The 21,905-nt window shown below is 60.4% G+C and carries 17 protein-coding genes; 7 read left to right on the forward strand and 10 right to left on the reverse strand.

The window, feature by feature from the left end:
* Entirely contained in the window at positions 1–432 is a 432-nt protein-coding gene (locus BLW36_RS03655) for a nuclear transport factor 2 family protein (RefSeq protein WP_091385271.1), read from the reverse strand.
* Between the two features lie 460 nt (positions 433–892).
* Complete coding sequence (locus tag BLW36_RS03665) at positions 893–2,743, reverse strand: CocE/NonD family hydrolase (protein WP_170833105.1); 1,851 nt, start codon at positions 2,741–2,743, stop codon at positions 893–895.
* Between the two features lie 294 nt (positions 2,744–3,037).
* Here BLW36_RS03665 and BLW36_RS03670 point away from each other — a divergent pair, with 294 nt between their 5' ends.
* Positions 3,038–3,655, forward strand: a complete 618-nt coding sequence (locus tag BLW36_RS03670; RefSeq protein WP_091385276.1) for a sigma-70 family RNA polymerase sigma factor — start codon at positions 3,038–3,040, stop codon at positions 3,653–3,655.
* A 7-nt stretch (positions 3,656–3,662) separates the two neighbouring features.
* Entirely contained in the window at positions 3,663–4,346 is a 684-nt protein-coding gene (locus tag BLW36_RS03675) for a ChrR family anti-sigma-E factor (protein ID WP_091385278.1), read from the forward strand.
* Between the two features lie 54 nt (positions 4,347–4,400).
* Here BLW36_RS03675 and BLW36_RS03680 read toward each other — a convergent pair whose 3' ends face one another.
* Complete coding sequence (locus tag BLW36_RS03680) at positions 4,401–7,913, reverse strand: indolepyruvate ferredoxin oxidoreductase family protein (protein WP_091385280.1); 3,513 nt, start codon at positions 7,911–7,913, stop codon at positions 4,401–4,403.
* Positions 7,914–8,205: 292 nt separating this feature from the next.
* Between BLW36_RS03680 and BLW36_RS03685 the strand changes: the two genes are divergently transcribed.
* Complete coding sequence (locus tag BLW36_RS03685; protein ID WP_091385282.1) at positions 8,206–8,688, forward strand: Lrp/AsnC family transcriptional regulator; 483 nt, start codon at positions 8,206–8,208, stop codon at positions 8,686–8,688.
* Between the two features lie 133 nt (positions 8,689–8,821).
* Here the strand turns inward: BLW36_RS03685 and BLW36_RS03690 are convergent, their stop codons facing one another.
* Positions 8,822–9,028 carry a DUF2905 domain-containing protein gene (locus BLW36_RS03690; protein ID WP_091385284.1) on the reverse strand — a complete coding sequence of 69 codons (207 nt, stop codon included), beginning with the start codon at positions 9,026–9,028 and terminating at the stop codon, positions 8,822–8,824.
* A gap of 165 nt (positions 9,029–9,193) precedes the next feature.
* Here BLW36_RS03690 and BLW36_RS03695 point away from each other — a divergent pair, with 165 nt between their 5' ends.
* Positions 9,194–10,846, forward strand: a complete 1,653-nt coding sequence (locus BLW36_RS03695; protein ID WP_091385286.1) for an amidohydrolase — start codon at positions 9,194–9,196, stop codon at positions 10,844–10,846.
* 114 nt (positions 10,847–10,960) lie between these two features.
* Here BLW36_RS03695 and BLW36_RS03700 read toward each other — a convergent pair whose 3' ends face one another.
* From BLW36_RS03700 to BLW36_RS03720, 5 genes are all read right to left on the reverse strand, one after another.
* Complete coding sequence (locus tag BLW36_RS03700) at positions 10,961–13,180, reverse strand: M3 family metallopeptidase (protein ID WP_091385288.1); 2,220 nt, start codon at positions 13,178–13,180, stop codon at positions 10,961–10,963.
* Between the two features lie 415 nt (positions 13,181–13,595).
* Complete coding sequence (locus tag BLW36_RS03705; RefSeq protein ID WP_091386921.1) at positions 13,596–14,276, reverse strand: glutathione S-transferase family protein; 681 nt, start codon at positions 14,274–14,276, stop codon at positions 13,596–13,598.
* 88 nt (positions 14,277–14,364) lie between these two features.
* Positions 14,365–15,756, reverse strand: coding sequence for a class II 3-deoxy-7-phosphoheptulonate synthase (locus BLW36_RS03710; protein ID WP_091385289.1), 1,392 nt, complete (start codon positions 15,754–15,756; stop codon positions 14,365–14,367).
* A gap of 79 nt (positions 15,757–15,835) precedes the next feature.
* Complete coding sequence (locus tag BLW36_RS03715; protein ID WP_091385291.1) at positions 15,836–17,026, reverse strand: amino acid aminotransferase; 1,191 nt, start codon at positions 17,024–17,026, stop codon at positions 15,836–15,838.
* Between the two features lie 175 nt (positions 17,027–17,201).
* Complete coding sequence (locus tag BLW36_RS03720) at positions 17,202–17,714, reverse strand: MarR family winged helix-turn-helix transcriptional regulator (RefSeq protein WP_211567126.1); 513 nt, start codon at positions 17,712–17,714, stop codon at positions 17,202–17,204.
* A 260-nt stretch (positions 17,715–17,974) separates the two neighbouring features.
* Between BLW36_RS03720 and BLW36_RS03725 the strand changes: the two genes are divergently transcribed.
* The 3 genes from BLW36_RS03725 (at position 17,975) to maiA (ending at position 20,912) form a co-directional block, all read left to right on the forward strand.
* A complete protein-coding gene (locus BLW36_RS03725; protein WP_091385293.1) occupies positions 17,975–19,111 on the forward strand; it encodes a homogentisate 1,2-dioxygenase in 1,137 nt (378 codons plus the stop codon).
* Between the two features lie 153 nt (positions 19,112–19,264).
* Entirely contained in the window at positions 19,265–20,251 is a 987-nt protein-coding gene (locus BLW36_RS03730; protein WP_091385295.1) for a fumarylacetoacetate hydrolase family protein, read from the forward strand.
* Positions 20,252–20,282: 31 nt separating this feature from the next.
* Positions 20,283–20,912 carry a maleylacetoacetate isomerase gene (maiA, locus tag BLW36_RS03735; protein WP_091385299.1) on the forward strand — a complete coding sequence of 210 codons (630 nt, stop codon included), beginning with the start codon at positions 20,283–20,285 and terminating at the stop codon, positions 20,910–20,912.
* Between the two features lie 8 nt (positions 20,913–20,920).
* On the opposite strand, the gene BLW36_RS03740 is transcribed toward maiA, so the two are convergent.
* A complete protein-coding gene (locus BLW36_RS03740; RefSeq protein ID WP_211567127.1) occupies positions 20,921–21,904 on the reverse strand; it encodes a mechanosensitive ion channel family protein in 984 nt (327 codons plus the stop codon).
* Position 21,905 lies beyond the last annotated feature (1 nt).

Below are 21,905 nucleotides of genomic sequence, written 5' to 3' on the forward strand. Positions count from 1 at the left end.
TCAACTCCCTGATGCCTGCAGACGGGACTTTACGCCGCGTACCAGCGCGCCGAGTAGCGGCACCCGCTCGTAGACCATGGCGCCCAGGTCGTAGAAGTCCTCGTGGTAGTACACCTTTTCAGCGTAACGGATCAGGCTGCAGCCACGCAGCACCAGCGGGCGACCGCCATTCAGCGACCGGTGGGCATAGTGCATATGCCAGGGCAGGCAGGCGCTGCCGTCGGCAACGGAGGGCTCTTCGAACTCAAAGCGACACTCGCTCAAACCCTCACTCATCGCAGCGAAATAGCGCTTCAGGGCCGGCAAGCCTTCGATCCGGTGTAGGGGATCACAGAAGATCACGTCTTCCCGGTAGAGGTGCTCCAGCTGTGCCGGGTCGGCGGCGACATAGTCGCTGTAGTACTGTTGCAGGTCCTGAATCAGCCCGCCCATAGTTTTTTTCCGCTGTTGAACCGAACTGCTGACTCATACGCCAGCGCCGGCGGAACGGATCACAGCTCTGCCCTGCCGCGCGGCCTATGGCCGCAGCAGATTCTGTTGCCGCGACAGAAATCCGTTTCGGTTTCTCGAGAGTAGTAGGGTTTGAAAACGAGGGAAAGATCGCTGAAACGGCGCAGATAATCCGACTCAACAGCAGTAGAGACAGGTCGCCGGCACTTTGGGGGCGGCGATGACAGGATTGGAAGGCCACAAGTGGTCGGCGCGCAGCGTGATCGGCTGTTATTGGAGGGCCTTTCCCAACATCTTGCCCCGCCGACCAATGGTCGCCATCACAGACAGCATCCAACCCTTCAGCGCCGAAGCGGCGGAAGAGCTGGTGCAGGAAGTGTTGTTGCAGGCCCGGCGCAAAGCACCGGGCTCTGATGTCAGCAGGACAAGTGAGTCGTCAGGCTTACTGTGCCAGTACAGGCAGTGAGATCTGTGAAGCCTGCTCACCGCCGGTTTTTACAGACAGCAGTGCATCGGGGAATGGTGGCGCTTCCATGTTGTCTTTATCCGCGCCCATGATCGCAACGCGAAGACGGTTGCCTTTGTTGATACGGTAGACAACGGGCATGATATCGAAGTTGATTTCAACCACTTCTCCGGGCGTCAGCATCTGCTGGTCTTCCTGGTAGGCGCGGTGCCAGGGAATCCCCAGCGCATTCCAGGGTGCTTGGCTTTCCTTGCGTAGGGATACCCTCAGGCTGCCTTCGGTGATGTAGTGGGAGCGGCCGTTACCATCCACCTCCTCCAGAAGGGCGTAAACATCCGCATCCGGGGTAGTGGCTGACAGGTACATTTTCACCAGGGGTACGCCGGCTATCACCATATCCTTATCCACCGGCGGCGTGGTGAAGGTCAGAGAACGGTCATCATTTTCACTCATGTCCGGGTAATTGACCTGTGTACCATAATTGGAATCCCAGCGCGTCGCTGTACCGGTGGTGGTATCCAGGTTGACCTGATACTCAGCAGCGCCTTTTTCAGGTAGCTGAGTCGACAGCAGGTGCCCGGGGTTTGCAGAGCTGGTCGCTTCAAAGTAGAGGCTGACGCGGTCGTTGACCTGCGGGAATCCTGGCAGCGGGATCCACTGCCAGCTTTCACGCATGGTATCCACTTCCGCGACGTGAATTTCAGGCTCGTCCATTACGCCGTTCTGAATGCCCTTCAGCCAGAAGTCAAACCAGCGGAGCATTTCCGTTCCGTAGACTTTATCCCACTCTGCTTTTTCTAAATCGTTATTCACCACATGAGACCAGGGACCGAAGGCCATCTTCTGCGGCCCCTGGTAGTTGTAGTAGTGCAACAGGGTGTCGGTGGTGTAGGGATCGTGCCAGGCACCCAGGTGATAGATGGGCACACCAGACTCGTTGACGGCCGCATTCACGCTGGACGGCATATCCTTGAACCAATCAAATTCAGGGGCTGTTGAGTCGCGGAATTTTGCTGACCCCAGAGGAGAAATGGGATCAAAATTGGTTTCGTGTTCCTTCACGGCGGCCGTAGCCAGGTAGCCACCCTCGTCGGTATCAACGGGCTTGGGCTTGCGGACTTTATCCAGGTATTGCGTGCCCTCGCCCCAGCTCTTCACCTGATCTTCGCGCAGGATACCGCCACGGCGAATGGCATCGTAGAAATCGAAGTAGCCATTTTCAGGGGTGATGGCTTTGAGAGCAGGATGCTTGGTGCTGGCGGCCATGTACTGGGTGATACCCATATAAGACACGCCGTACATGCCCACGTTGCCATCACTGAATTCCTGCTTGGACAGCCAGTCGATCACGTCGTAAGCATCGCGCGTCTCAGGCGCGCTGAACAGGCCTTCGTAGCGGCCAAAAGAAGCGCCGCCACCGCGCACATTGACGCAGACAATCACATAGCCGTGCTTCGCCAGGCGCTGCAAGGCAGCTTCGCCGTCGATATTGGGAACCCCATCTTCCCACTGGCGGTGGTAACGGGAATAGGTCCATAGGACCGGCAGAGCCTCATCAGTCACCACACCGTTGTTGGCAGGGCGGGAAATATCCGCAGCGAGTCGCGTTCCGTCACGGGTTGTGATGTATGTCGAAGTCGTCACCCAGCCATCGAAGCGTTCCTGGGAATAGCCCTCATAATGGCCGAATTCGGATATTTTCTGTGCTTGCTGGGACTGAACCGGCTTATCGGCGGCAGTTTGCCCCGACTCCTGGCCGCAGGCAGCAACGAACAGGGTCGCCGCCACCAGGCAGGCGAACCGGAGTTTATGCAGGTAGCTTTTCAACTTTACTCTCCTCATTATTTTTTTAGCTACCGTAATATTACATGTAGAGCATCCTTACTCAAAGCTCTGTTGCTTTCATAGGCCTTAATCACGCCCTACTGTCTCAGGGCGACTGACTTTTCTTCCTCATAACCCAGCCACTGCAACACCCCCCACTAACTCCCCCCACATAACGTTGAAGAACCCGAATCAGCGCGCAGCCCCAGACTGACAGCTGAGCCTTTTCACGCAGCAGAGATCCGTTTCTGCTGCCCGAGCGTAGAAGGGTTCGACAACAAGGCAAAGATCGCTAAGATGGCGCAGATAACCCAAATCAACAGCGGCGGAGACAGAGTGCAGGCCCCCGAGAGTCGCGACGATGACTGGAGCGAACTGCTGAAGCTGGTTGGCGCCGAGCGCGACCGCGCGGCGTTCGAGCGCCTGTTCCACCATTTCGCCCCGCTGATCAAGGGCTTCCACCACAGCCGCAGCACCCAGGCCTTCAGCGCCGAAGCGGCAGACGAACTGGTGCAGGAAGTGATGTTCCGGGTCTGGCGCAAGGCACCGAGCTTTGATGCCGGCAAGGCATCGGCGAGCACCTGGATCTACACCATCATGCGCAACTGCCGCATCGACATGCTGCGCCGCAACAGCCGCAGGCAGCATGAGGATGGCGGTGTCGACGTGGCCGACATCTGGGATGAGTCGGCGGACAACCAGCCACTGCTGTTTCTGCAGCACAAGCGCAACGAACGGGATATTGCCGAGGGGCTGCGCGCCCTGCCGGCGGAACAGAGCCACGTACTGGAAAAAGCCTACATGGAGGGCAAATCACACAGTGAGATTTCCGCGGAACTGGGGCTGCCACTGGGTACGGTCAAATCCCGTGTGCGGCTGGCACTAAAGAAGTTACAAGCGATATTGAGCAGGTAGTTACAGCATGATTCGCCACCACCCAGATCACAATCTGCTGTTGGAGTACGCCGCGGGCAGCCTGCCCTGGGCCCTGAGCCTGGTGGTCGCCGCCCACGTACAGCTGTGCCCGCAGTGCCGCTCACAGTATCAGACCATGAACCGCGTCGGCGGCTCTCTGCTGCAGGACTCCGAACCGCAGCCGCTGCCCGAAGATGCGCTGCAGCGTCTGATGAGACGTATCGCAACCGCCGAGCAAGGTCCCGACCAGGAACCTGTCGCCGCGAAAAGCGCATCGACCAAGAATGCAGATCCGCTGTTCGCCAAACTGCCGCGGGTCATTCGCAAACTGGTGGACGGCAATGAACCGCTGAAGTGGAAGCGGGTTTCACCGGCGCTGCGGATGTCGCGCCTGTATACCGGCCAGGAACAGTACGAGGTGGCCTTCCACCGCATCCACAGCGGCGGCAAGGTGGCCGAGCACGACCATCGCGGCCGCGAGATCACCCTGGTGCTGTACGGCAGTTTCTCCGATAAGGACGGCGTCTATGGGGAGGGAGATTTCCTGGTGCGCGAGCCCGGTGAAGTCCACCGTCCGATCGCCACCCAGGATCAGGAATGTCTGTGTTTCTCGGTGGTGGAAGCGCCGGTAACGATCACCGGCCCCCTGGGCTGGCTGATCAATCCATTCCTGTCTTTCCGCCCCGGTTGAGGGCGGTTTGCCAGCCGCGGATGCGCCGAGCGCATCCGCGATCTGCAACACTGGTTAACGCGCCGCCAGCGCCGGCTCCTGTCCGTCGTCGCGCACAAACAGGTTCAGCAATTCATTCCAGCGTCCGTGCACCTGCTCGAATTTCTGTTCGCGCACGTGGCCGTAACCGCGCACCTGCAGCGGAATCTCCAACAGCTCCTGCGCAGCGGCCAGATTGTCGGCGCTCAACTGCGTCGCAACCGCACTGACGGCGCGCTCCACCTGCCGCGCCCAGCTGCGCTCGGCGCGTCGCTCGCGGGTATAGCCGAACACATCCAGCACGGTGCCGCGCAGTATCTTGCCCCTGGCGAGCAGCGGCATCAGCCGCCCCATCCACGGGCCGAACTGCATCTTGCGCACACGGCCACTGCTGTCCGGGCGCGCCAGCAGCGGCGGCGCCATATGGAATTTCAGCTTGAAGTTGCCGGAAAAGGTTTCCTGCAGCTGGCGCTGGAAGTCCTCGCCACTGTAGAGTCGCGCCACCTCGTACTCGTCCTTGTAGGCCATCGCCTTGTACAGGCTGTTGGCGGCGGCCCGGGTCAGGCGACCCTCGTAGCGCGGCAGTGCCTTTTCGGCCGCGTGTAGCCTCTCGATAGTGCGGGTGAAATGGCGGGCATAAGCGGCGCTCTGATACTCGGTCAGCTCCGCTGCCAGCCGCGCGACCAATCGCTCGACTGTCTCCTCGGGCTGCACCAGTTTCACCGGCTGTGCCGGCACAGCCAGCTGTTCAACGGCTTCCGGATTCACTGCCAGCAGGCGGCCGGCGCGGAAGGCACGCAGGTTGTTCTCCACTGCAACGCCATTCAGCTCGATGGCACGCTCCAGCGCTGCCTCGCCGATCGGCAGCAGGCCTTTTTGGCAGGCATAGCCCATGATCATCAGGTTACTGGCGACGGTATCGCCGAACAGCGCCTGGGCGTATTTGCTCGCATCGAAGGCGAAGTATTCGGCACACAGGGACTCGATACTCTGCTGGGTCGCGTCGGCCGGGAACGCCAGTTCATTGTCGCGTACGAAGGCAGCCACCGGTACCTCCGCGGTGTTGACCACTGCGCGCATCGCGCCTTCGGCAAATTTCGGTCGCTGGCTCGCGGCCGTGACCATGTCGCAACCGAGCAGCAGTTCCGCCGCACCGTCGCGGATACGGGCGGTGGTGATATTTTCCGGACGCGCGGCCACCTTCACGTGCGCGACCACGGCACCGTTCTTCTGTGACAGCCCGGTAAAGTACAGCGTGGTACTGCCCTTCTCTTCCAGATGCGCCGCCATGCCCAGCAGTGCCGCCACCGTCAGTACACCGCTACCGCCGATACCGGCGACAAGGATGCTGAGCGGTTTATCGAGGCTCGCCATCGGCGCCGCCGGCAGGCCGGCGATCGCCACATCGAGGGAATCCGCCAGAGTTTTCACCGGCGGCTTTTTCAGTTCACCGCCCTCGACGCTGACAAAGCTCGGGCAGAAGCCTTCGGCACAGCGCATGTCCTTGTTACAGCTGGACTGGTTCACCTGGCGCTTGCGGCCAAACTCGGTTTCCAGCGGCTCCACCGCGATACAGCTCGACTGCACGCTGCAGTCGCCGCAGCCTTCACAGACGCGGTGGTTGATCAGCAGGCGGGTGGGCGGATCGATCATCTGCTTCTTTTTGCGGCGGCGGCGCTTCTCCGCCGCGCAGACCTGCTCGTAAATGATCGCCGTAACGCCTTCGGTTTCCCGCAGGCGGCGCTGTACTGCATCGAGTTCCGCGCGCGGCAGTATCTCGACGGCGGCCGGCAGCTCGCGGCGGTGCTGCTGCCAGTAGTCGGGATTCTCGCTCAGCAGCACCACTTCGCCTACGCCCTCGGCGAGCAGCTGCGCGGCCAGGCTCGGCGCGGTCACCTCGCCATCGGCGGGCTGGCCGCCGGTCATCGCCACGGCATCGTTGAGCAGTATCTTGTAGGTAATGTTCACCTTGCTCGCGACCGCCTGGCGGATCGCCAGCAGGCCGGAGTGGTTATAGGTGCCGTCACCCATATTCTGGAAAATATGACCGGCATTGGAGAAGCGGTGGAGCCCGACCCAGTGCGCGCCCTCGCCGCCCATATGGGAGTAGGTGTCGGTGCGCAGCCCCTTGCCCAGCGCCATGATGTGGCAGCCGATGCCGGCACTGCCGAGGCTGCCCTCGGGCAGTTTGGTGGAAGTGTTGTGTGGGCAACCGGCACAGAAAATCGGTTCGCGCGCGAGCAGGCCGCTGGCCTTGGCCGGAATATTGGCCCCCAGCTTTTCCGCCAGCGGATTCAGTCTGGCGGCCAGCTCGGTATCGGCCAGCCAGCGGGCGATTGCCTTGGCTACCTGATCCGGGCCGAAGCCCCAGATCGCCGGCAGTAGGTCGTCGCCGTTCAGGTCCTTCTTGCCCACCACTTTGGGGCGCTTGTTATCGGCCCAGCCGTAGAGCAGCTTTTTCAGCTGATCTTCCACCAGCGGGCGCTTCTCTTCGACCACCAGCAGGCGCTCCATGCCATCGGCAAATTCGCTCATGCCGCGCGGCTCCAGCGGCCAGCTCATCGCCACCTTGTAGATGGAGATACCGGCATTCTCGAGATCCCGCTCAGATAGGTGCAGCAGTTCGAGCGCCTCTAGCAGGTCGCCGTGCGCCTTGCCCACGGTGACGATACCGAATCGCTTCTGGGTTGCCGCGACAACAGTTTTGTCCAGCTTGTTGGCATAGGCGAAGGCCTGGGCCGCCGGCAGGCGCTCCTCGAGCATGCGGCGCTCGTATTCGAGGCGCTCGGCCGGCCAGTTCAGGTGGGGATCGTAATTGAGACCGTGGGTCGGAATCGGGAAATCTGCCGGCACGACAAACTGCGGCAGCTCCGGTACGACGATCGAGGCACCCGCCTCGACGGTCTCGGTAATCGTCTTGAAACCGACCCACAGCCCGGAGAAGCGCGACAGGGCGATACCGGCCAGGCCGAGCGTCAGGTATTCATCGATAGTGGCCGGGAACAGCAGCGGCATCATCACCGACTCGAAGATCTGGTCGGTGTTGTGGGAGAACATCGAGGATTCGGCGGTGTGGTCGTCGCCGCACAGTGCCAGCACGCCGCCGAGCCGGGAAGTGCCCTGAACATTGGCCTGGCGGAAGACGTCGGCACTGCGATCCACGCCGTGGCCCTTGCCGTACCAGATAGAAAAGACGCCGTCACGGGTCGCCTGCTGGCGGTAGTGATCCAGCAGCTGGGTGCCCCAGATATTGGTCGCCCCCAGGTCTTCATTGATACCCGGCTCGAAGTGGATATCCCGTTCGGCGAGCAGTTTCTTGTGCCGCCACAGGGCCTGGTCGTAGCCGCCCAGCGGTGAGCCGCGGTAGCCGGAAATGAAACCGGCAGTGTTGTGCCCGGCGTGTTCGTCGAGGCGCTTCTGCATGATGGGCAGCCGTACCAGAGCATCAATGCCCGTCAGAAACACCCGACCGGCATCGCGGGTAAATGCGGCCTTAAGGGAGTAATCGCGATCGAAGCCCAGCTCCTGATCACCTTCGACCATCGCCATGGGTACCACCTGCGTATAGTTATTGCTTTGGCCGATAAAATTAACACCGGCCAGCGAAGCAGGTCATACCAAAATAGCCCGCCATACGGCATAATATGGGCACAAGTCGCTAAAGACCGATTGGTGCTAGCAACAAATCACTCAAATAGCACCCGTTTTGGGAATACAAGCGATGGAGAGAATGTCGCCCCGGTCCCCCTAACGCCCCCTCGCCGGTGGCCCGCTAAACGGGCGCCTATAGTTATCGGCGAGCCTGGTGCACCCAGCTAATGACGAGAGACGGAACAACACAATGGCTTATATTCTGGACGCCATCGACAAGAAGATCCTGGAGATATTGCAGCAGGATGCGACCATCCCCAATATCGAACTGGCGGAAAAAGTCTGCCTGTCCCCCTCCCCCTGCTCACGACGGGTCAAGAACCTGCACGAACAGGGCTTTATCAAGCGCGCAGTGACCCTGCTGGAGCCGGAGAAGGTCGGCCTGCCGGTCAGTGTGTTTATCCAGGTGACGCTGAACCACCAGGTAAAAAAGGAGCTGCAGGATTTCGAATCGGTAATCGGCCAGTGGCCGGAGGTCATGGAATGCTACCTGATGACCGGTGACTTCGACTACCTGCTGCGCGTGGTAGTACCGAACCTGCAGGCCTACCAGGAATTTCTCGATAAGAAACTGACTGAGCTGCCGGGCATCGACCACATCAAAAGCAGTTTCTCCCTGAAGCAGGTGCGCTATCGCACCGAGCTGCCGCTGGACCAATTGCTGGAAAAGTAAGCACAGCGCAAAACTTTGATTCACTGCGCTTTCGATTTACCGCACTTCCGATTTACCCAAGCCGCGCTGCCAACACAGTGCGGCTTTTTGTTTGCCTTGTTATTTCCACCTGTCATCCGGTGACGCCCCGACCTTAGCGGCGGAAGAAACTGACGATGACACTCAACACGATACTCAGAATAATCATCGACACGATCGGTACGTAAATACGGCTGCGTTCCGATTCGATGCGGATATCTCCGGGCAGGCGCCCAAACCAGTTGAACAGCCAGGGCGCGAAGTACATCAGTACGCCCACCGCGATCAGAATGATTCCGGCAATGATCAGCCAGCGCGCCATGTTCCCTGCCCTCTTCGCCCGAATGCGCCGCGACAAAACGGCGGCTACCTCTCATTGTAAACCCCGCGGCGGAAAGGCGAGCAAACGGGCCATTTGGCAGTCATTTCGATCCGCTGTTACCATCGAGAGCACCTCTCCACAGACGCACCAACAAGGCTAACAACTATGCGCCTTTTTCCGATACTCACATTTCTGACTCTCGCGCTCGCCCCCTGGAGCCTGCAGGCGACGACGCTGATCCACAACTTCAGCGGATACCAGACCACCGAGCAGTCTCTCGAGCAATTCAACACACTGGTATTCGACCAGGGCAAGGTGCTTGCCACCGGCGATTACGCTGCGCTGAGTAAAAAGTACCCGCAGGCCAAGAAAATCGATGCCGGCGGCAAGCTGTTGCTGCCGGGACTGATCGATGCCCACGGCCACGTGCTGGGCCTGGGCCGGCTGCAGCAGCAGCTGGAGCTGCGCGGACTGGATTTCCCGCAGACACTGCGGGCCATCGAAGCCTTTGCGCAGGACCTGCAGGCGGACGAGTGGCTGATTGGCCGCGGCTGGAACCAGGTACTCTGGGAGGGCAAGGAATTTCCCACCCGGCAGCAACTGGATGCACTGGATATCGATCAGCCAATCTGGCTGCGCCGTATCGACGGCCACGCCGGCTGGGCAAATTCGGCCGCCCTCAAGCGCGCCGGCATCGATGCCGGGACACAGTCACCCGCCGGCGGTGAAATTATTCGTGGCGAGGATGGGCAGCCGACCGGCGTGCTGATCGACAATGCCATGGCGCTGCTGGAGAAATCCATCCCGACCCCGAGCCTGGCACAGGACAAGGAATCCCTGAAAACCGCCTTCGATCTCGCGCTGTCTCTGGGACTTACCGGATTACACGATGCAGGGATCGACAACCAGACCCTGCGCGCCTATCGGCAACTGGCCAGCGAAAATGCCATTCCGCTGCGCGTCTACCCGATGATTTCCGTCGATAATGACAATCTCGAAAAACTGTTGCGCCAGGGTCATATTGGCGCCCCGACGGAACGGCTGTATGTGCGCAGTATCAAGCTGTCCGCCGACGGCGCGCTCGGCAGCCGCGGAGCGGCACTGCTGGAACCCTATCACGACCGGCCCGGCGAAAAGGGACTGCTGTTGTATCCGGAAGACAGGATACTGTCACTGTTAAAACTGGCCACCGACAACGACTTTCAGGTGAATGTGCACGCGATTGGCGACCGCGCCAATCATATTGTGCTGAACCACCTGGAAACCCTGGACAAGGCCAGGGACCAGAACGCCTTCCGCCACCGGGTGGAACACGCCCAGGTACTGACACCGGCAGACATCCCGCGCTTCCCGCGCCTGAACCTGGTCGCTTCCATGCAGCCGACCCACGCCACCAGCGACAAGAACATGGCCGGAGATCGCCTCGGCGAGGAACGTCTGATCGGCGCCTATGCCTGGCAGACATTTCTCAAACAGGGCACCCGCATCGCCGGCGGATCCGACTTCCCGGTGGAGCCCGCTAACCCGCTGTTTGGTATTCACGCGGCCGTCACCCGCCGGGATCGCGAGGGCAACCCGACCAAGGGCTGGCGCACCGCCGAATCGATGACCCTGGAACAGGCCCTGCGCGCCTTCACGCTGGACGCCGCCTACGCGAGCCATCAGGAGCAGGTAATCGGCAGTCTGGAACCGGGCAAATTCGCCGACTTCGTCCTCCTCGACCGCAATATTTTCACGATAGACCCGCAGGAAATCTGGAAAGCCCAGGTACTGGAAACCTGGGTGGAAGGAGAAAAGGTTTTCACGCGCAAGCAATAACATTTCGTGCGAAACGGAGATACCGATCGCCCATAAAAAAAGCCGCAACGATTGTTGCGGCTTTTTTTGTTCAGTCAGATCCTAATCAGACGGGCCCGCGGACCCGCCGTCATATCAGTCCTTGACTGCGACAGTGGTCGCTTTCTTTTCCGGCACCGGGAAGCCGCGATCGCGCATCAGTGCATCGATCTTGGCATCGCGGCCGCGGAAAGCGCGATAGGCATCTGCCGGATCTACGGCATTGCGCGGCGCAAACAGGTGCTTCACCAGCTTGTCGGCCACTTCTGCGTCGTAGAAGCCACCCTCGGATTCAGCAAACGCTTCCGCCGCGTCGGAGGTCAGCACGTCGGCCCACAGGTAACCGTAGTAGCCGGTGGCATAGCCCTCGCCGGAGAAGACGTGCCCGAAGTGCGGCGTGCGGTGACGCATTACCAGCTCCTTCGGCATGCCCAGCTCCGCCAGCGTTTCACGCTCGAATGCATCCGGGTCGATGCCTTTCGGATCGGTAGTGTGCAGCTTCATATCGATCAGCGCGGAAGCCAGGTACTCGGTGGTGGCAAAGCCCTGGTTGAACGTGGCCGCTTTCTTGATCTTGGCTACCAGCTCCGCCGGAATCGGCTCGCCGGTCTTGTAGTGCACCAGGTAGTTGTCGATTACCTCATCCGTCGACAGCCAACGCTCCAGCAGCTGTGACTGGAATTCGGTGTAGTCGCGCACACCGCCATTGAGTGTCGGGTAGGACACATTGGAGGCGAGGAAGTGCAGCGCGTGGCCGAACTCGTGGAAAAAGGTTTCCGCATCGTCCCAGCTCACCAGTACCGGCTCGCCCGGCGCACCCTTGATGAAGTTGGAGTTGTTGGAGGCCAGTACCGTCTTCTTGCCGTCAAAGGTAGTGTGATCGCGGTACATGGTCGCCCAGGCACCGGAACGCTTGCCGGCGCGAGCGAACGGATCCAGGTACCACAAGCCGATGTGCTCGCCGCTGGTCTTGTCCTTCACTTCCCAGACTTTCACGTCTTCGTGGAAGACCGGCACCGAACCCTCCTTCACCGGCGTAAAGGTGAAATTGAACAGCTCGCCGGCGACGAAGAACATCGCTTCGCGCAACTTGTCGAGCTGCAGGTACTGCTTCACTTCGTCGGAGTTCAGGTCGTACTTAGCCTTGCGTACTTTCTCCGCGTAGTAGCGGTAGTCCCACGGCTCGATAGTAATGCCGGCCTTCTCCGCATCCGCCACCGCCTGCATATCTGCGACTTCTTCTTTCACGCGCGCAACAGCCGCCGGCCAAACGGCTTCCATCAGCGCCATGGCATTTTCCGGTGTCTTGGCCATGCGGTCCTGCAGGCGCCACTCGGCGTAGTTGTCGAAGCCCAGCAGGCCGACGCGCTCGTCGCGCAGCTTCAGGATCTCGGCGATGATCGCGTTGTTGTCGTGCTCGTCTCCGTTGTCGCCACGGCTGTAGTAGTTTTTCCACACCTGCTCGCGCAGCTCGCGGTTATCGGAGTAGGTCAGGAACGGGTCCATGGACGAGCGGGTATTGGTGATCGCGTAGTTGCCCTTCTGCCCCTTCTCTTCCGCCAGCGCAGCCGCCGCGGCCACGAAGGAATCCGGCAGACCGCTCAGCTGGTCGCTGCGCAGGAAGATATCGTAGCCCTCCTCGTCCGCCAGCACGTTGTTGGCGAATTTGGTGTAAAGCTCGGCCAAGCGCTGGTTGATCGCCGCGTAGCGCTCCTTGGCCTCACCTTTCAGGGTTGCGCCGTTGATCGCAAACTGGTCGTAAGTCAGCTCCACAAGACGCTTCTGCTCCGCATTCAGGTCAGACGTGTCGCGCTGCTCGTAGACGGCCTTGACGCGCTGGAACAGCTTGTCATTCTGGATAATCTTGGACTGGAAGTCCGCCAGCTTCGGCGCCATCTCCTGCTGGATCGCGCGGAATTCCGGCGAGGACATATTCGCGCTCCAGATACCGTAATAGGCAAATACGCGGTTCAGATCACTGCCGCTGCGCTCAAGCTCTTCGATGGTGTTGGCGAAGGTGGGCGCCGCCGGGTTAGCGGCAATCGCGTCGATCTCGGCCAGGTTCTTGCTCATCGCAGCTTCGAGGGCCGGTTTCAGGTCTTCGACGCGCATCTTGTCGAATGCCGGCACGCCGCCGTAGGGACCGGTCCACTCCGCCAGGAGGATATTGCTGGCAACCGTCGCACTGGCGGCCTCGGCAACTGGTTGAGCCTCGACGGGGTTCTTCGCGGCTTGGGCCTGCTCGGCCTCTTTGCTGCAGCCAGCGGCAGCCGCCAGGGCCGCTGCCACGGACAGCGCGATCAGTGTTTGACGCATCGGCAATCTCCTCTCAGATACTTTCTTTTGAAACTATTAAACGCCCGAGTTTAACCCCAGTTACCCCGCTGCTGCCAATCCCGACGCCATAGCAGCGGTGCCGCAGGCGACGGATCGACGTTTTTTCACGACCAACCCCCCGCTTTGGTTAACCAAGGGGTGGGCACGAAAGTTAGTTAGCGGTGGATTATCGGTTATTTGATAACGACTTTTTAAGTGCATTCTTTTAATCAATATAAAGTACCTGAACCCGACCGGCGTCGCGCTGTTCAGCGGCATGGTTGATCTCTCGCCGTGACCGGCGATGGGGACCGGGGCCGGTTACAACACGGCCCGGTGCGGAGCTGGACAGAGAGTTCGCTAGTATTGGGCGGGCCCGGTGCGCGCCAGTTGTCGGGCCCAGTTCGACAGCCAGTTACTGGCGCAGGTCTTCGACGATGGTGCCGGCGCGCTGCAGCTCCTCTTCGTGTCCGGGCTCCCGCCAGGGTTCCTTCAGCGCAGCAGCCAGCCACTCCCGCATCGCCGGCAAATCGAGTATTCGATCGCGGTACTCCGCCGCGGTCGGACTCAGCGGCAGTTGGTAATTTTTGGACCGCACGGCCACCGGGGCAAAGAAAGCATCCACGGCGGTGAACGCATCGCCGGCCAGGAAAGGACCGCCAAAATGTTGCAATCCTTCCAGCCACAACTCTTCGAAGCGGTCGATATTCCTCTGCAGACTGGCCGGTATTTCCGTCAATTGCACTATTACACCGCAGTTCATCGTGCAGATATCCCGCAGCGCAGAAAAGCCGGAATGCATCTCCGCGGCGGCACTGCGGGCCCAGGCGCGTGCGCCCTTATCCCCGGGCCACACCTGCGGATAGCTCTCCGCGGCATATTCGACGATTGCCAGTGAGTCCCACACGGTGGTATCGCCGTCGACCAGACAGGGCACCTGCCCGTTCGGGGAAAAACTGCGGAATTTCTCCCAACTGCCCCCTTCTTCAAAGGTCACCAGTTGCTCGTTGAAAGGAATCTTCAACTGACACAACAGCAGCCACGGGCGCAGGGACCAGGACGAATAGTTCTTGTTGGCAATAAACAACTGATACACGGTCACCCCCAGTGTTGGGAATAGGAATAGATGAGATGAGGTTGTGTAATACAAAAAGGCCGGGCGATTGCCCGGCCTTGACCCTAGATCAGGTAGCCCTGCCGTCGCGCAGCCACTCGGCCACGCAGAATGCCAGCTCCAGAACCTGGTCCGCATTCAGGCGCGGATCGCACTGGGTGCGGTAACAACTGGCCAGGTCCGCCTCGGAAATCTTCCAGGCTCCGCCGGTGCACTCGGTGACATGCTCTCCGGTCATTTCCAGGTGAATGCCGCCGGGATGACTGCCCTCGGCGCGGTGCACGGCGAAGAAATCGCGGATCTCGCGCAGAATCTTGTCGAAATCGCGAGTCTTGTAGCCACTGCTGGCCTTGACCGTGTTGCCATGCATCGGATCGGTACTCCACACCACCGAGCGCCCTTCCCTCTGCACCGCCTGCACCAGTGCCGGCAATTTCTCGCCCAGAGTATCGGCACCCATGCGTGTTATCAGCGTCAGGCGGCCGGCTTCGTTGCGCGGGTTCAGTTTATCGATCAGCCGCAGCAGCTCGTCCGGCTGCATGCTCGGGCCGACTTTGACGCCGATGGGGTTGCAGACGCCGGACAGGAATTCCACATGGGCACCGTCCAGCTGGCGGGTGCGCTCGCCGATCCACAGCATATGGGCAGAGCAGTCATACCACTTGCCGGACAGGCTGTCGGTGCGGGTCAACGCCTGCTCGTAATCCAGCAACAGGGCCTCGTGGGATGTATATAGAACGGTCTCGCGTATCGCCGGTGTATTCGTCGAAGTGACACCGCACACCGCCATAAACTCCAATGCTTCCTGCAGGCGCTCGGCCAACTGCGCGTATTTCTCCCGCTGGGGATTGTTTTCCAGGAAGCTCAGGTTCCAGCCGTGCACCTGGTGCAGATCGGCGAGCCCGCCCTGGGCAAAGGCACGCAGCAGATTCAGCGTGGCTGCCGACTGGTTATAGGCAGTGAGCATGCGCTGCGGGTCCGGTATCCGGGCCTCGGCGGTAAAATCGATGCCGTTGATGATATCGCCGCGGTAGCTCGGCAGTTCCACGCCGCCGATGGTTTCCGTATCCGCAGAGCGCGGCTTGGCATACTGCCCGGCCATACGCGCCACTTTCACTACCGGCAGGTTGCCGGCAAAGGTTAGCACCACTGCCATTTGCAGTAGCACCTTAAAGGTGTCGCGAATGCGGTTGGCATTGAAATCGGCAAAGGACTCGGCGCAATCGCCGCCCTGCAACAGAAATGCCTTGCCTTCCGCCACATCTGCCAGCTGCCGGCGCAGCTCGCGCGCCTCCGCGGCAAAGACCAGCGGCGGATAGCCGGACAACTGCCGGGTAACTTCCTCCACCTGGGTGGCGGATCGATAGTTCGGCTGCTGCTTTGCGTCGAAATTGCGCCAGTGTTGCGGGGTCCAGGTTTGCGCGGCGGGTTCGGACACGGCGGTATCTACCTCAACTTCCATTTTTCGGCTCTTACTTCGGGAGGGAAACTCTGCAGGGGCGAACGCAACGTCCGCCCCTGAGAACACGCTGGGGCGGATTTTACAGGATGCTGGCAACCGCCTTACAGAAATATTCCATATTGGTCTGACTCAGGCCCGCGATACTGATACGGCTGGAGTCGACCATATAGATAGAGTACTCCTTCTGCAGGCGCTGCACCTGCTCCGGGGTAATCCCGAGGAAGGAGAACATGCCCTTCTGACGCTGGATAAAGCTGAAGTCGCCCGCGGCGCCAGCGGCGGCCAGACTCTCGACGACACCGGAACGCAGGCCGTTTATGCGCTCGCGCATTTCGGTCAGCTCCGCCTCCCAGTTGGCTTTCAGGCCGGCGTCGGTGAGGATGGACTCGACGATGGCCGCACCGTGGGACGGCGGCATGGAATAGTTGCCGCGCACCACGTTCAGCATCTGGCTCTGGCCCTTGTCTGCATCGGCGCCATTGTTGTAGATCACCATCGCCAGACCGACGCGCTCGCGGTACAGGCCGAAGTTCTTGGAGCAGGAGGCAGCGACCAGCATTTCCGGCACCGATTCCGCCATCAGGCGCAGGCCCCAGGCGTCGTCGTCGAGGCTATCACCAAAGCCCTGGTAGGCCATATCGATGAACGGCGTGAAGCCCTGCTTCTGCGCCATCTCCGCCAATACCTGCCACTGCTCACGAGACAGGTCCGCACCGCAGGGGTTGTGGCAACAGGCGTGGAACAGCACCAGATCGCCCTCGCCCACATTCTTCAGGGTTTCCACCATGGCATCGAAGCGCAGGCTGCTGGTGGCGCGATCGTAATAGGGATAGCTCTTGATCTGCAGGCCGGCGTTGCCCAGCAGCGGCACATGGTTGGCCCAGGTCGGGTCGCTGACCCAGATGGTGGCGCCCGCCTTGGCACGGTTGGTGAATTCCGCCAGCACGCGCAGCGCGCCGCAGCCACCGGGGGTCTGTGCGGAGCGCACGCGGCCGGCCAGCAGCGCCGGGTGTTCCGCGCCGAGAATCAGCTCCTGCATCGCCGTATTGAATCCGGGCGTACCGGCCGGACCGATATAGGCCTTGGTCTCTTCACTCTGCAGCAGACGGGTTTCCGCTTCTTTAACGGCCTGCAGAACGGCAGTATGGCCCGCCTCGTCCTTGTAGACGCCTACGCCGAGGTCGATCTTATTGGGATTATCATCGGCGCGGTAACTGGCCAGCAGGCCCAGAATCGGGTCCGGCGGAAGACTGCTCAGGTGCTCAAACATCTGGAAACTCCTTTATCTCAATTCACTCTTGGTGGAATCTCTGAAAAAACGTAGCGAGCGGGTGGCTGGTGGTGGCCGCCGGAGCGCAACAAGCGGAGTGTACACAGCGTACATAAGCATTGTGAGCACCGCCGGCCGCCGCTAGGCACACGCGCAGTAGTTTTATAGGGATTCCTTAGTCGATCAGGCCGCGCTCGGCCCAGGCCTGGGCGCGATCCATCAGCTTTTCAATAATGCTGTCCAGCTGCTGGCGCTCCTCGGCCGAGAGCGACCCCATCAGGTCGTTCTCGTACTGCTGCGCCAGCGGCACTATGCGCTCGTAGACGTCGCGACCCAGCTCGGACAGGTTCAGGACCTGGCGCCGGCGATCTGCGGGATCCTCGCTGCGGGTGATGTAGTCATTCTTCAGCAGCGAGGACACGGCGCGGCTGATCGCCACCTTGTCCATCGCGGTCTGCTCCACCAGCTCGGCGGCGGACAGATCCGGGAAGCGCCCCAGAATCGCCATCACCCGCCAGGCGGGAATGGTCAGGTCAAAGCGCGCACCATATGCTTGGGCGATGGCATTGCTGACCCGGTTGGACAGCACCGACAGGCGGTAGGGTAAAAACTTTTCCAGGCGCAAATCGTCGCGCGCCACGTCCACGCTCTCGGCGTTGGAATGGGGCGCTCTGTTATCAATTGTCATGGCTGTTCACACACCTGCTTTCTGCTCGGAGTTGTATCAGGTTACAAATGTAACTAACATTGGTTTCAATTGTAACCACTGCTGCCGGAATTTTTCTCCGGGACAGGCGCAGGTCTTTAGACAAAATCGGTCGCGCATTATACGGCTTTATGCGCCATTTTTGGTATCCAAAACCCGCCGCTGCGCTAAATATTTGCGCACGCACCCGGCAGCTATAAGGCATTTTCTGTCCGGCAATTGCCCTAATGCGAGATAGCCCGATGAAAAACTGGATCAGCTTTCCCCGCGTGGAAGGGGAAACCAGCCGGCAGGCCCATGCAGATCTCCCCGCGAACACCTTTGAGCGCGAGATGGGCAAAGAGGGCTTCTTCGGCCCCGCCACTCATTTCTACCACCGACACCCGCCCACGGGCTGGAGCAATTTCGACGGCCCGCTGCGCCCGCACGCCTTCGACAGCACCAAGATGGTTCACAAGGGCAACAGCCCCTGGGATCAAAAGCTTATTCTGCAGAACAGTGACAGCCTGGTGGCGCTGTGGACCTGCCACGCCGCCATGGACCACCTGGTGCGCAACGCTGACGGCGATCAGCTGCTGTTCGTGCACAACGGCAGTGGCGATCTCTACTGCGACTTTGGCCACCTGCATATTCGCGACGGCGACTACATCATGTTGCCCCGCGGCAGCATGTGGCGACTGGAGCCCTTCGACGACGAACCGTTGGAACTGCTGATGGTGGAAGCCACCGGCAGCCACTTCCAGCTGCCGGATAAGGGGCTGGTCGGCCCTCACGCAATCTTCGACCCGGCAATACTGGATGTGCCGAGTATCGACGACAAATTCCGCGCGCAACAGACCGAGGATCAGTGGCAGGTGAAGGTCAAGGCCCGCCAGCAGATCTCGACGATCACCTACCCGTTCAATCCGCTGGACGCGGTTGGCTGGAAAGGCGATAACCTGGCGGTACGTATCAACTGGCGGGACATACGCCCGCTGATGAGCCACCGCTACCATTTGCCACCATCGGCGCACACCACCTTCGTGGCCCGCGGCTTCGTGGTCTGCACCTTTGCACCGCGCCCGATCGAAAGCGATCCGGGTGCGCTGAAAGTGCCCTTCTTCCACAACAACGATGACTTCGACGAGCTGATCTTCTATCACCGCGGCGACTTCTTCAGTCGCGACAACATCTACCCGGGCATGCTGACGTTGCATCCGATGGGGTTCACCCACGGCCCGCATCCGAAAGCCTTCGCCGCCGGCGCCAAACACGCCAAGAAGGAAACCGACGAAGTCGCGGTGATGCTCGATAGCCGCACGCCCTGGGACATCCTGCCGGATGCCCATGCGGTCGAACTGCCGGAGTATGTCGACAGCTGGGCGCAGCCGCGCGATTAGCGAGCACCGCCCGCTGCGCGGTAGCGCGACCGGCCATGGGCCGAAGGCGCCGCGAGTACCTGGAGCGGCCGGACTGGCGGGGCCGGCATTAGCTCGAGGGATGGCTGCTTGAAATGAAAGATTTTTAGGCAGTAAGAAAAGGATCGTAGAACAGTGAAACTTGCTTCCCTGAAAAAAGGCCGCGACGGCGAGCTGATCGTCGTCTCCCGTGACCTGAGTCGCTACTGTGGCGCCGCCGATATCGCCCCGACCCTGCAGGCGGCGCTGGACGACTGGGAGATTGCACAACCAAAACTGCAGGCGCGCTTCGATGCCCTGCAGAAGGATGAGATCACCAGCTTTCCCTTCACTCCCGCCGAGTGCCACAGCCCCCTGCCCCGCGCCTATCACTGGGCCGACGGTAGTGCCTACGTGAATCACGTGGAACTGGTGCGCAGGGCCCGCGGCGCCGACATGCCTGACTCCTTCTGGACCGATCCGCTGATGTACCAGGGCGGTTCCGATACCTTCCTCGCGCCCACCGAAGACATCGCCATGCCCAGCACTGACTGGGGCATCGATTTCGAGGCGGAAGTGGCGGTGATCACCGGCGACGTGCCGATGGGTACCGGTGCGGAACAGGCCGAAGAAAGTATCCGCCTGCTGATGCTGGTCAACGATGTCTCGCTGCGCGACCTGATTCCGGGCGAACTCGCCAAGGGCTTCGGCTTTTACCAGTCCAAGCCGTCGAGTGCCTTCTCACCGGTTGCGGTGACACCCGATGAGCTGGGCCACCACTGGCGCGGTGGCATGGTGCATCTGCCCCTGCACGCAATCCTGAATGGCCATAAAATCGGCTCCCCCAACGCAGGGGTGGATATGACCTTCAACTTCCCGCAACTGATTGCGCATGCAGCCAAGAGCCGTCCGCTGGGTTCCGGTACCATTATCGGCTCCGGAACCGTGTCCAACGTCGACCGCTCCGCCGGCTCCTGCTGTCTGGCCGAGGTGCGCATGCTGGAGATTATCGCCGACGGCAGGCCGACCACACCGTTCATGCAATTCGGCGATCGTATACAGATCGCCATGTACGATGAAAACGACGGGAATATCTTCGGCACCATCGATCAGCAAGTGGTGCAATACCTAAATCCCCGATAATTCATATCATAAGAAACAGGACAGAGACCATATGGAACTACACGGCTACTTCCGCTCCTCCGCCAGTTATCGCGTGCGTATCGGCCTCAACTTGAAGGGGCTGCAGTACGATTACCACCCGGTAAACCTGCTGAAAGGCGAACAGCGCGAGGGCGAATACCGCAAACTGAATCCGCAGGGCCTGGTGCCGGCCCTGGTGGACGGCGACACCATCCTGACCCAGTCCCTGGCGATCCTGGAGTGGCTCGACGAACAGCACCCGGAACCGGCGCTGCTGCCCAAAGACCCGCTGGCGCGCGCCAGGGTGCGCGCCATGGCGTACAGCGTCGCCTGCGATATACAGCCGGTGCAGAACCTGCGTGTACTCAAGTATCTGCAGTCAGAGTACGGCATCAGCGATGAGGAAAAGGTGGACTGGATCCGTCACTGGATCCACGAAGGCTTCAGTGCACTGGAGCAACAACTCAATCCGGCCCCCTTCGCCGCCGGCGACGAACCGGGCCTGTTCGAGTGCTGCCTGATTCCGCAGATCTACAGTGCCGAACGTTTCGGTATGGATATCGCCGAGTATCCGGCCATTCACCGCATCATGCTCGCCTGCAATGAGATCCCGGCGTTTGTTGATGCGCGGCCGGAAAACCAGCCGGACAGCACTCTTTAATACAGTTTTTAAGCGATGCCCTCATCCTCCTGATGCAGGGTGAGAGGCTCCTTGAAAGTCAGAGTTCGGTACGGGAACGGAATCTCGATACCGGCTTCGTTCAGAGCCTTCTTGACCGCGGTCACCACTTCCCCGGTGGACTCGCGTATTGCCAGCGGGATCGAGCCGGTCCACCAGGTTATCTCGATATCGATACTGCTGTCGCCGAAACCGTGGGGGAAAACCTGAATCGGATCGTCTTGACGCACGGTCTTGCAGGTTTCCACGGCCTTTTCGATTACCTCTACCGAGCGACTCACATCCTCGTGATAGGCCACACCGACGATAATACTGACCCTCCGCTTGATACGATCGGTGAGGATCTCGCACGGGTTCTTGAACAGGAATAGATTGGGCACCACCACCAGCTCGCCTGTCACCTTGCGTATCATGGTGTTGCGCACCTCGACGGCCTCCACCCTACCCAAGATACCCTCGCACTGAATGACATCCCCCTCCTCGAACGGGAAGTTCCACAAAATCAGAATGCCGGCGAAAAAGTTCTCGAAGATATCCTTGAAGGCGAAACCTATCGCCACAGAAAACAGACCCACTGCTCCCAGCACCCTGGCCGGGGTCAACTCGGGAAACAGAACCATCGCGGTGAATAGCAGCCCAATGAGCCAGGTGGCAATAGTAAGCAGCCGGGCGAAGAGGTCCTGCAGGGACTTGCGCGAGGTCGCCCGCTGAAAAAACCTTGCGCCGATTCGACGTAGCACGAAAACTGCAATCCAGGTGACGATCAGCACCATAAAGGCGGCGATGATATAGGGCGTATGGCTGAGGAAATTACTCCAGATCTTTTCCAGCGAGCCCATCACCGTCTCTGCGGCCTTGGAGACCTGTTCCGGAGCAATTTCTTCCAGCGCAGACTCACCTTCGTCTTTCTGCTGCAGCAGCGGGATCAGCCTGAGGGAAACAAGCTCAATAAACGGCGAAAGCGATTCATTCACC

The organism is Microbulbifer marinus (assembly GCF_900107725.1).
Lineage (GTDB): Bacteria > Pseudomonadota > Gammaproteobacteria > Pseudomonadales > Cellvibrionaceae > Microbulbifer > Microbulbifer marinus.

What these genes read in the sequence shown, in the direction of transcription:
- BLW36_RS03720 (WP_211567126.1), bottom strand. Translation starts at nt 17,714, where the DNA reads ATGACAATTGATAACAGAGCGCCCCATTCCAACGCCGAGAGCGTGGAC.
- BLW36_RS03690 (WP_091385284.1), bottom strand. Translation starts at nt 9,028, where the DNA reads ATGGCGCGCTGGCTGATCATTGCCGGAATCATTCTGATCGCGGTGGGC.
- BLW36_RS03655 (WP_091385271.1), bottom strand. Translation starts at nt 432, where the DNA reads ATGGGCGGGCTGATTCAGGACCTGCAACAGTACTACAGCGACTATGTC.
- BLW36_RS03675 (WP_091385278.1), top strand. Translation starts at nt 3,663, where the DNA reads ATGATTCGCCACCACCCAGATCACAATCTGCTGTTGGAGTACGCCGCG.
- BLW36_RS03680 (WP_091385280.1), bottom strand. Translation starts at nt 7,913, where the DNA reads ATGGCGATGGTCGAAGGTGATCAGGAGCTGGGCTTCGATCGCGATTAC.
- BLW36_RS03685 (WP_091385282.1), top strand. Translation starts at nt 8,206, where the DNA reads ATGGCTTATATTCTGGACGCCATCGACAAGAAGATCCTGGAGATATTG.
- maiA (WP_091385299.1), top strand. Translation starts at nt 20,283, where the DNA reads ATGGAACTACACGGCTACTTCCGCTCCTCCGCCAGTTATCGCGTGCGT.
- BLW36_RS03710 (WP_091385289.1), bottom strand. Translation starts at nt 15,756, where the DNA reads ATGGAAGTTGAGGTAGATACCGCCGTGTCCGAACCCGCCGCGCAAACC.
- BLW36_RS03670 (WP_091385276.1), top strand. Translation starts at nt 3,038, where the DNA reads ATGGCGCAGATAACCCAAATCAACAGCGGCGGAGACAGAGTGCAGGCC.
- BLW36_RS03715 (WP_091385291.1), bottom strand. Translation starts at nt 17,026, where the DNA reads ATGTTTGAGCACCTGAGCAGTCTTCCGCCGGACCCGATTCTGGGCCTG.
- BLW36_RS03725 (WP_091385293.1), top strand. Translation starts at nt 17,975, where the DNA reads ATGAAAAACTGGATCAGCTTTCCCCGCGTGGAAGGGGAAACCAGCCGG.
- BLW36_RS03700 (WP_091385288.1), bottom strand. Translation starts at nt 13,180, where the DNA reads ATGCGTCAAACACTGATCGCGCTGTCCGTGGCAGCGGCCCTGGCGGCT.
- BLW36_RS03695 (WP_091385286.1), top strand. Translation starts at nt 9,194, where the DNA reads ATGCGCCTTTTTCCGATACTCACATTTCTGACTCTCGCGCTCGCCCCC.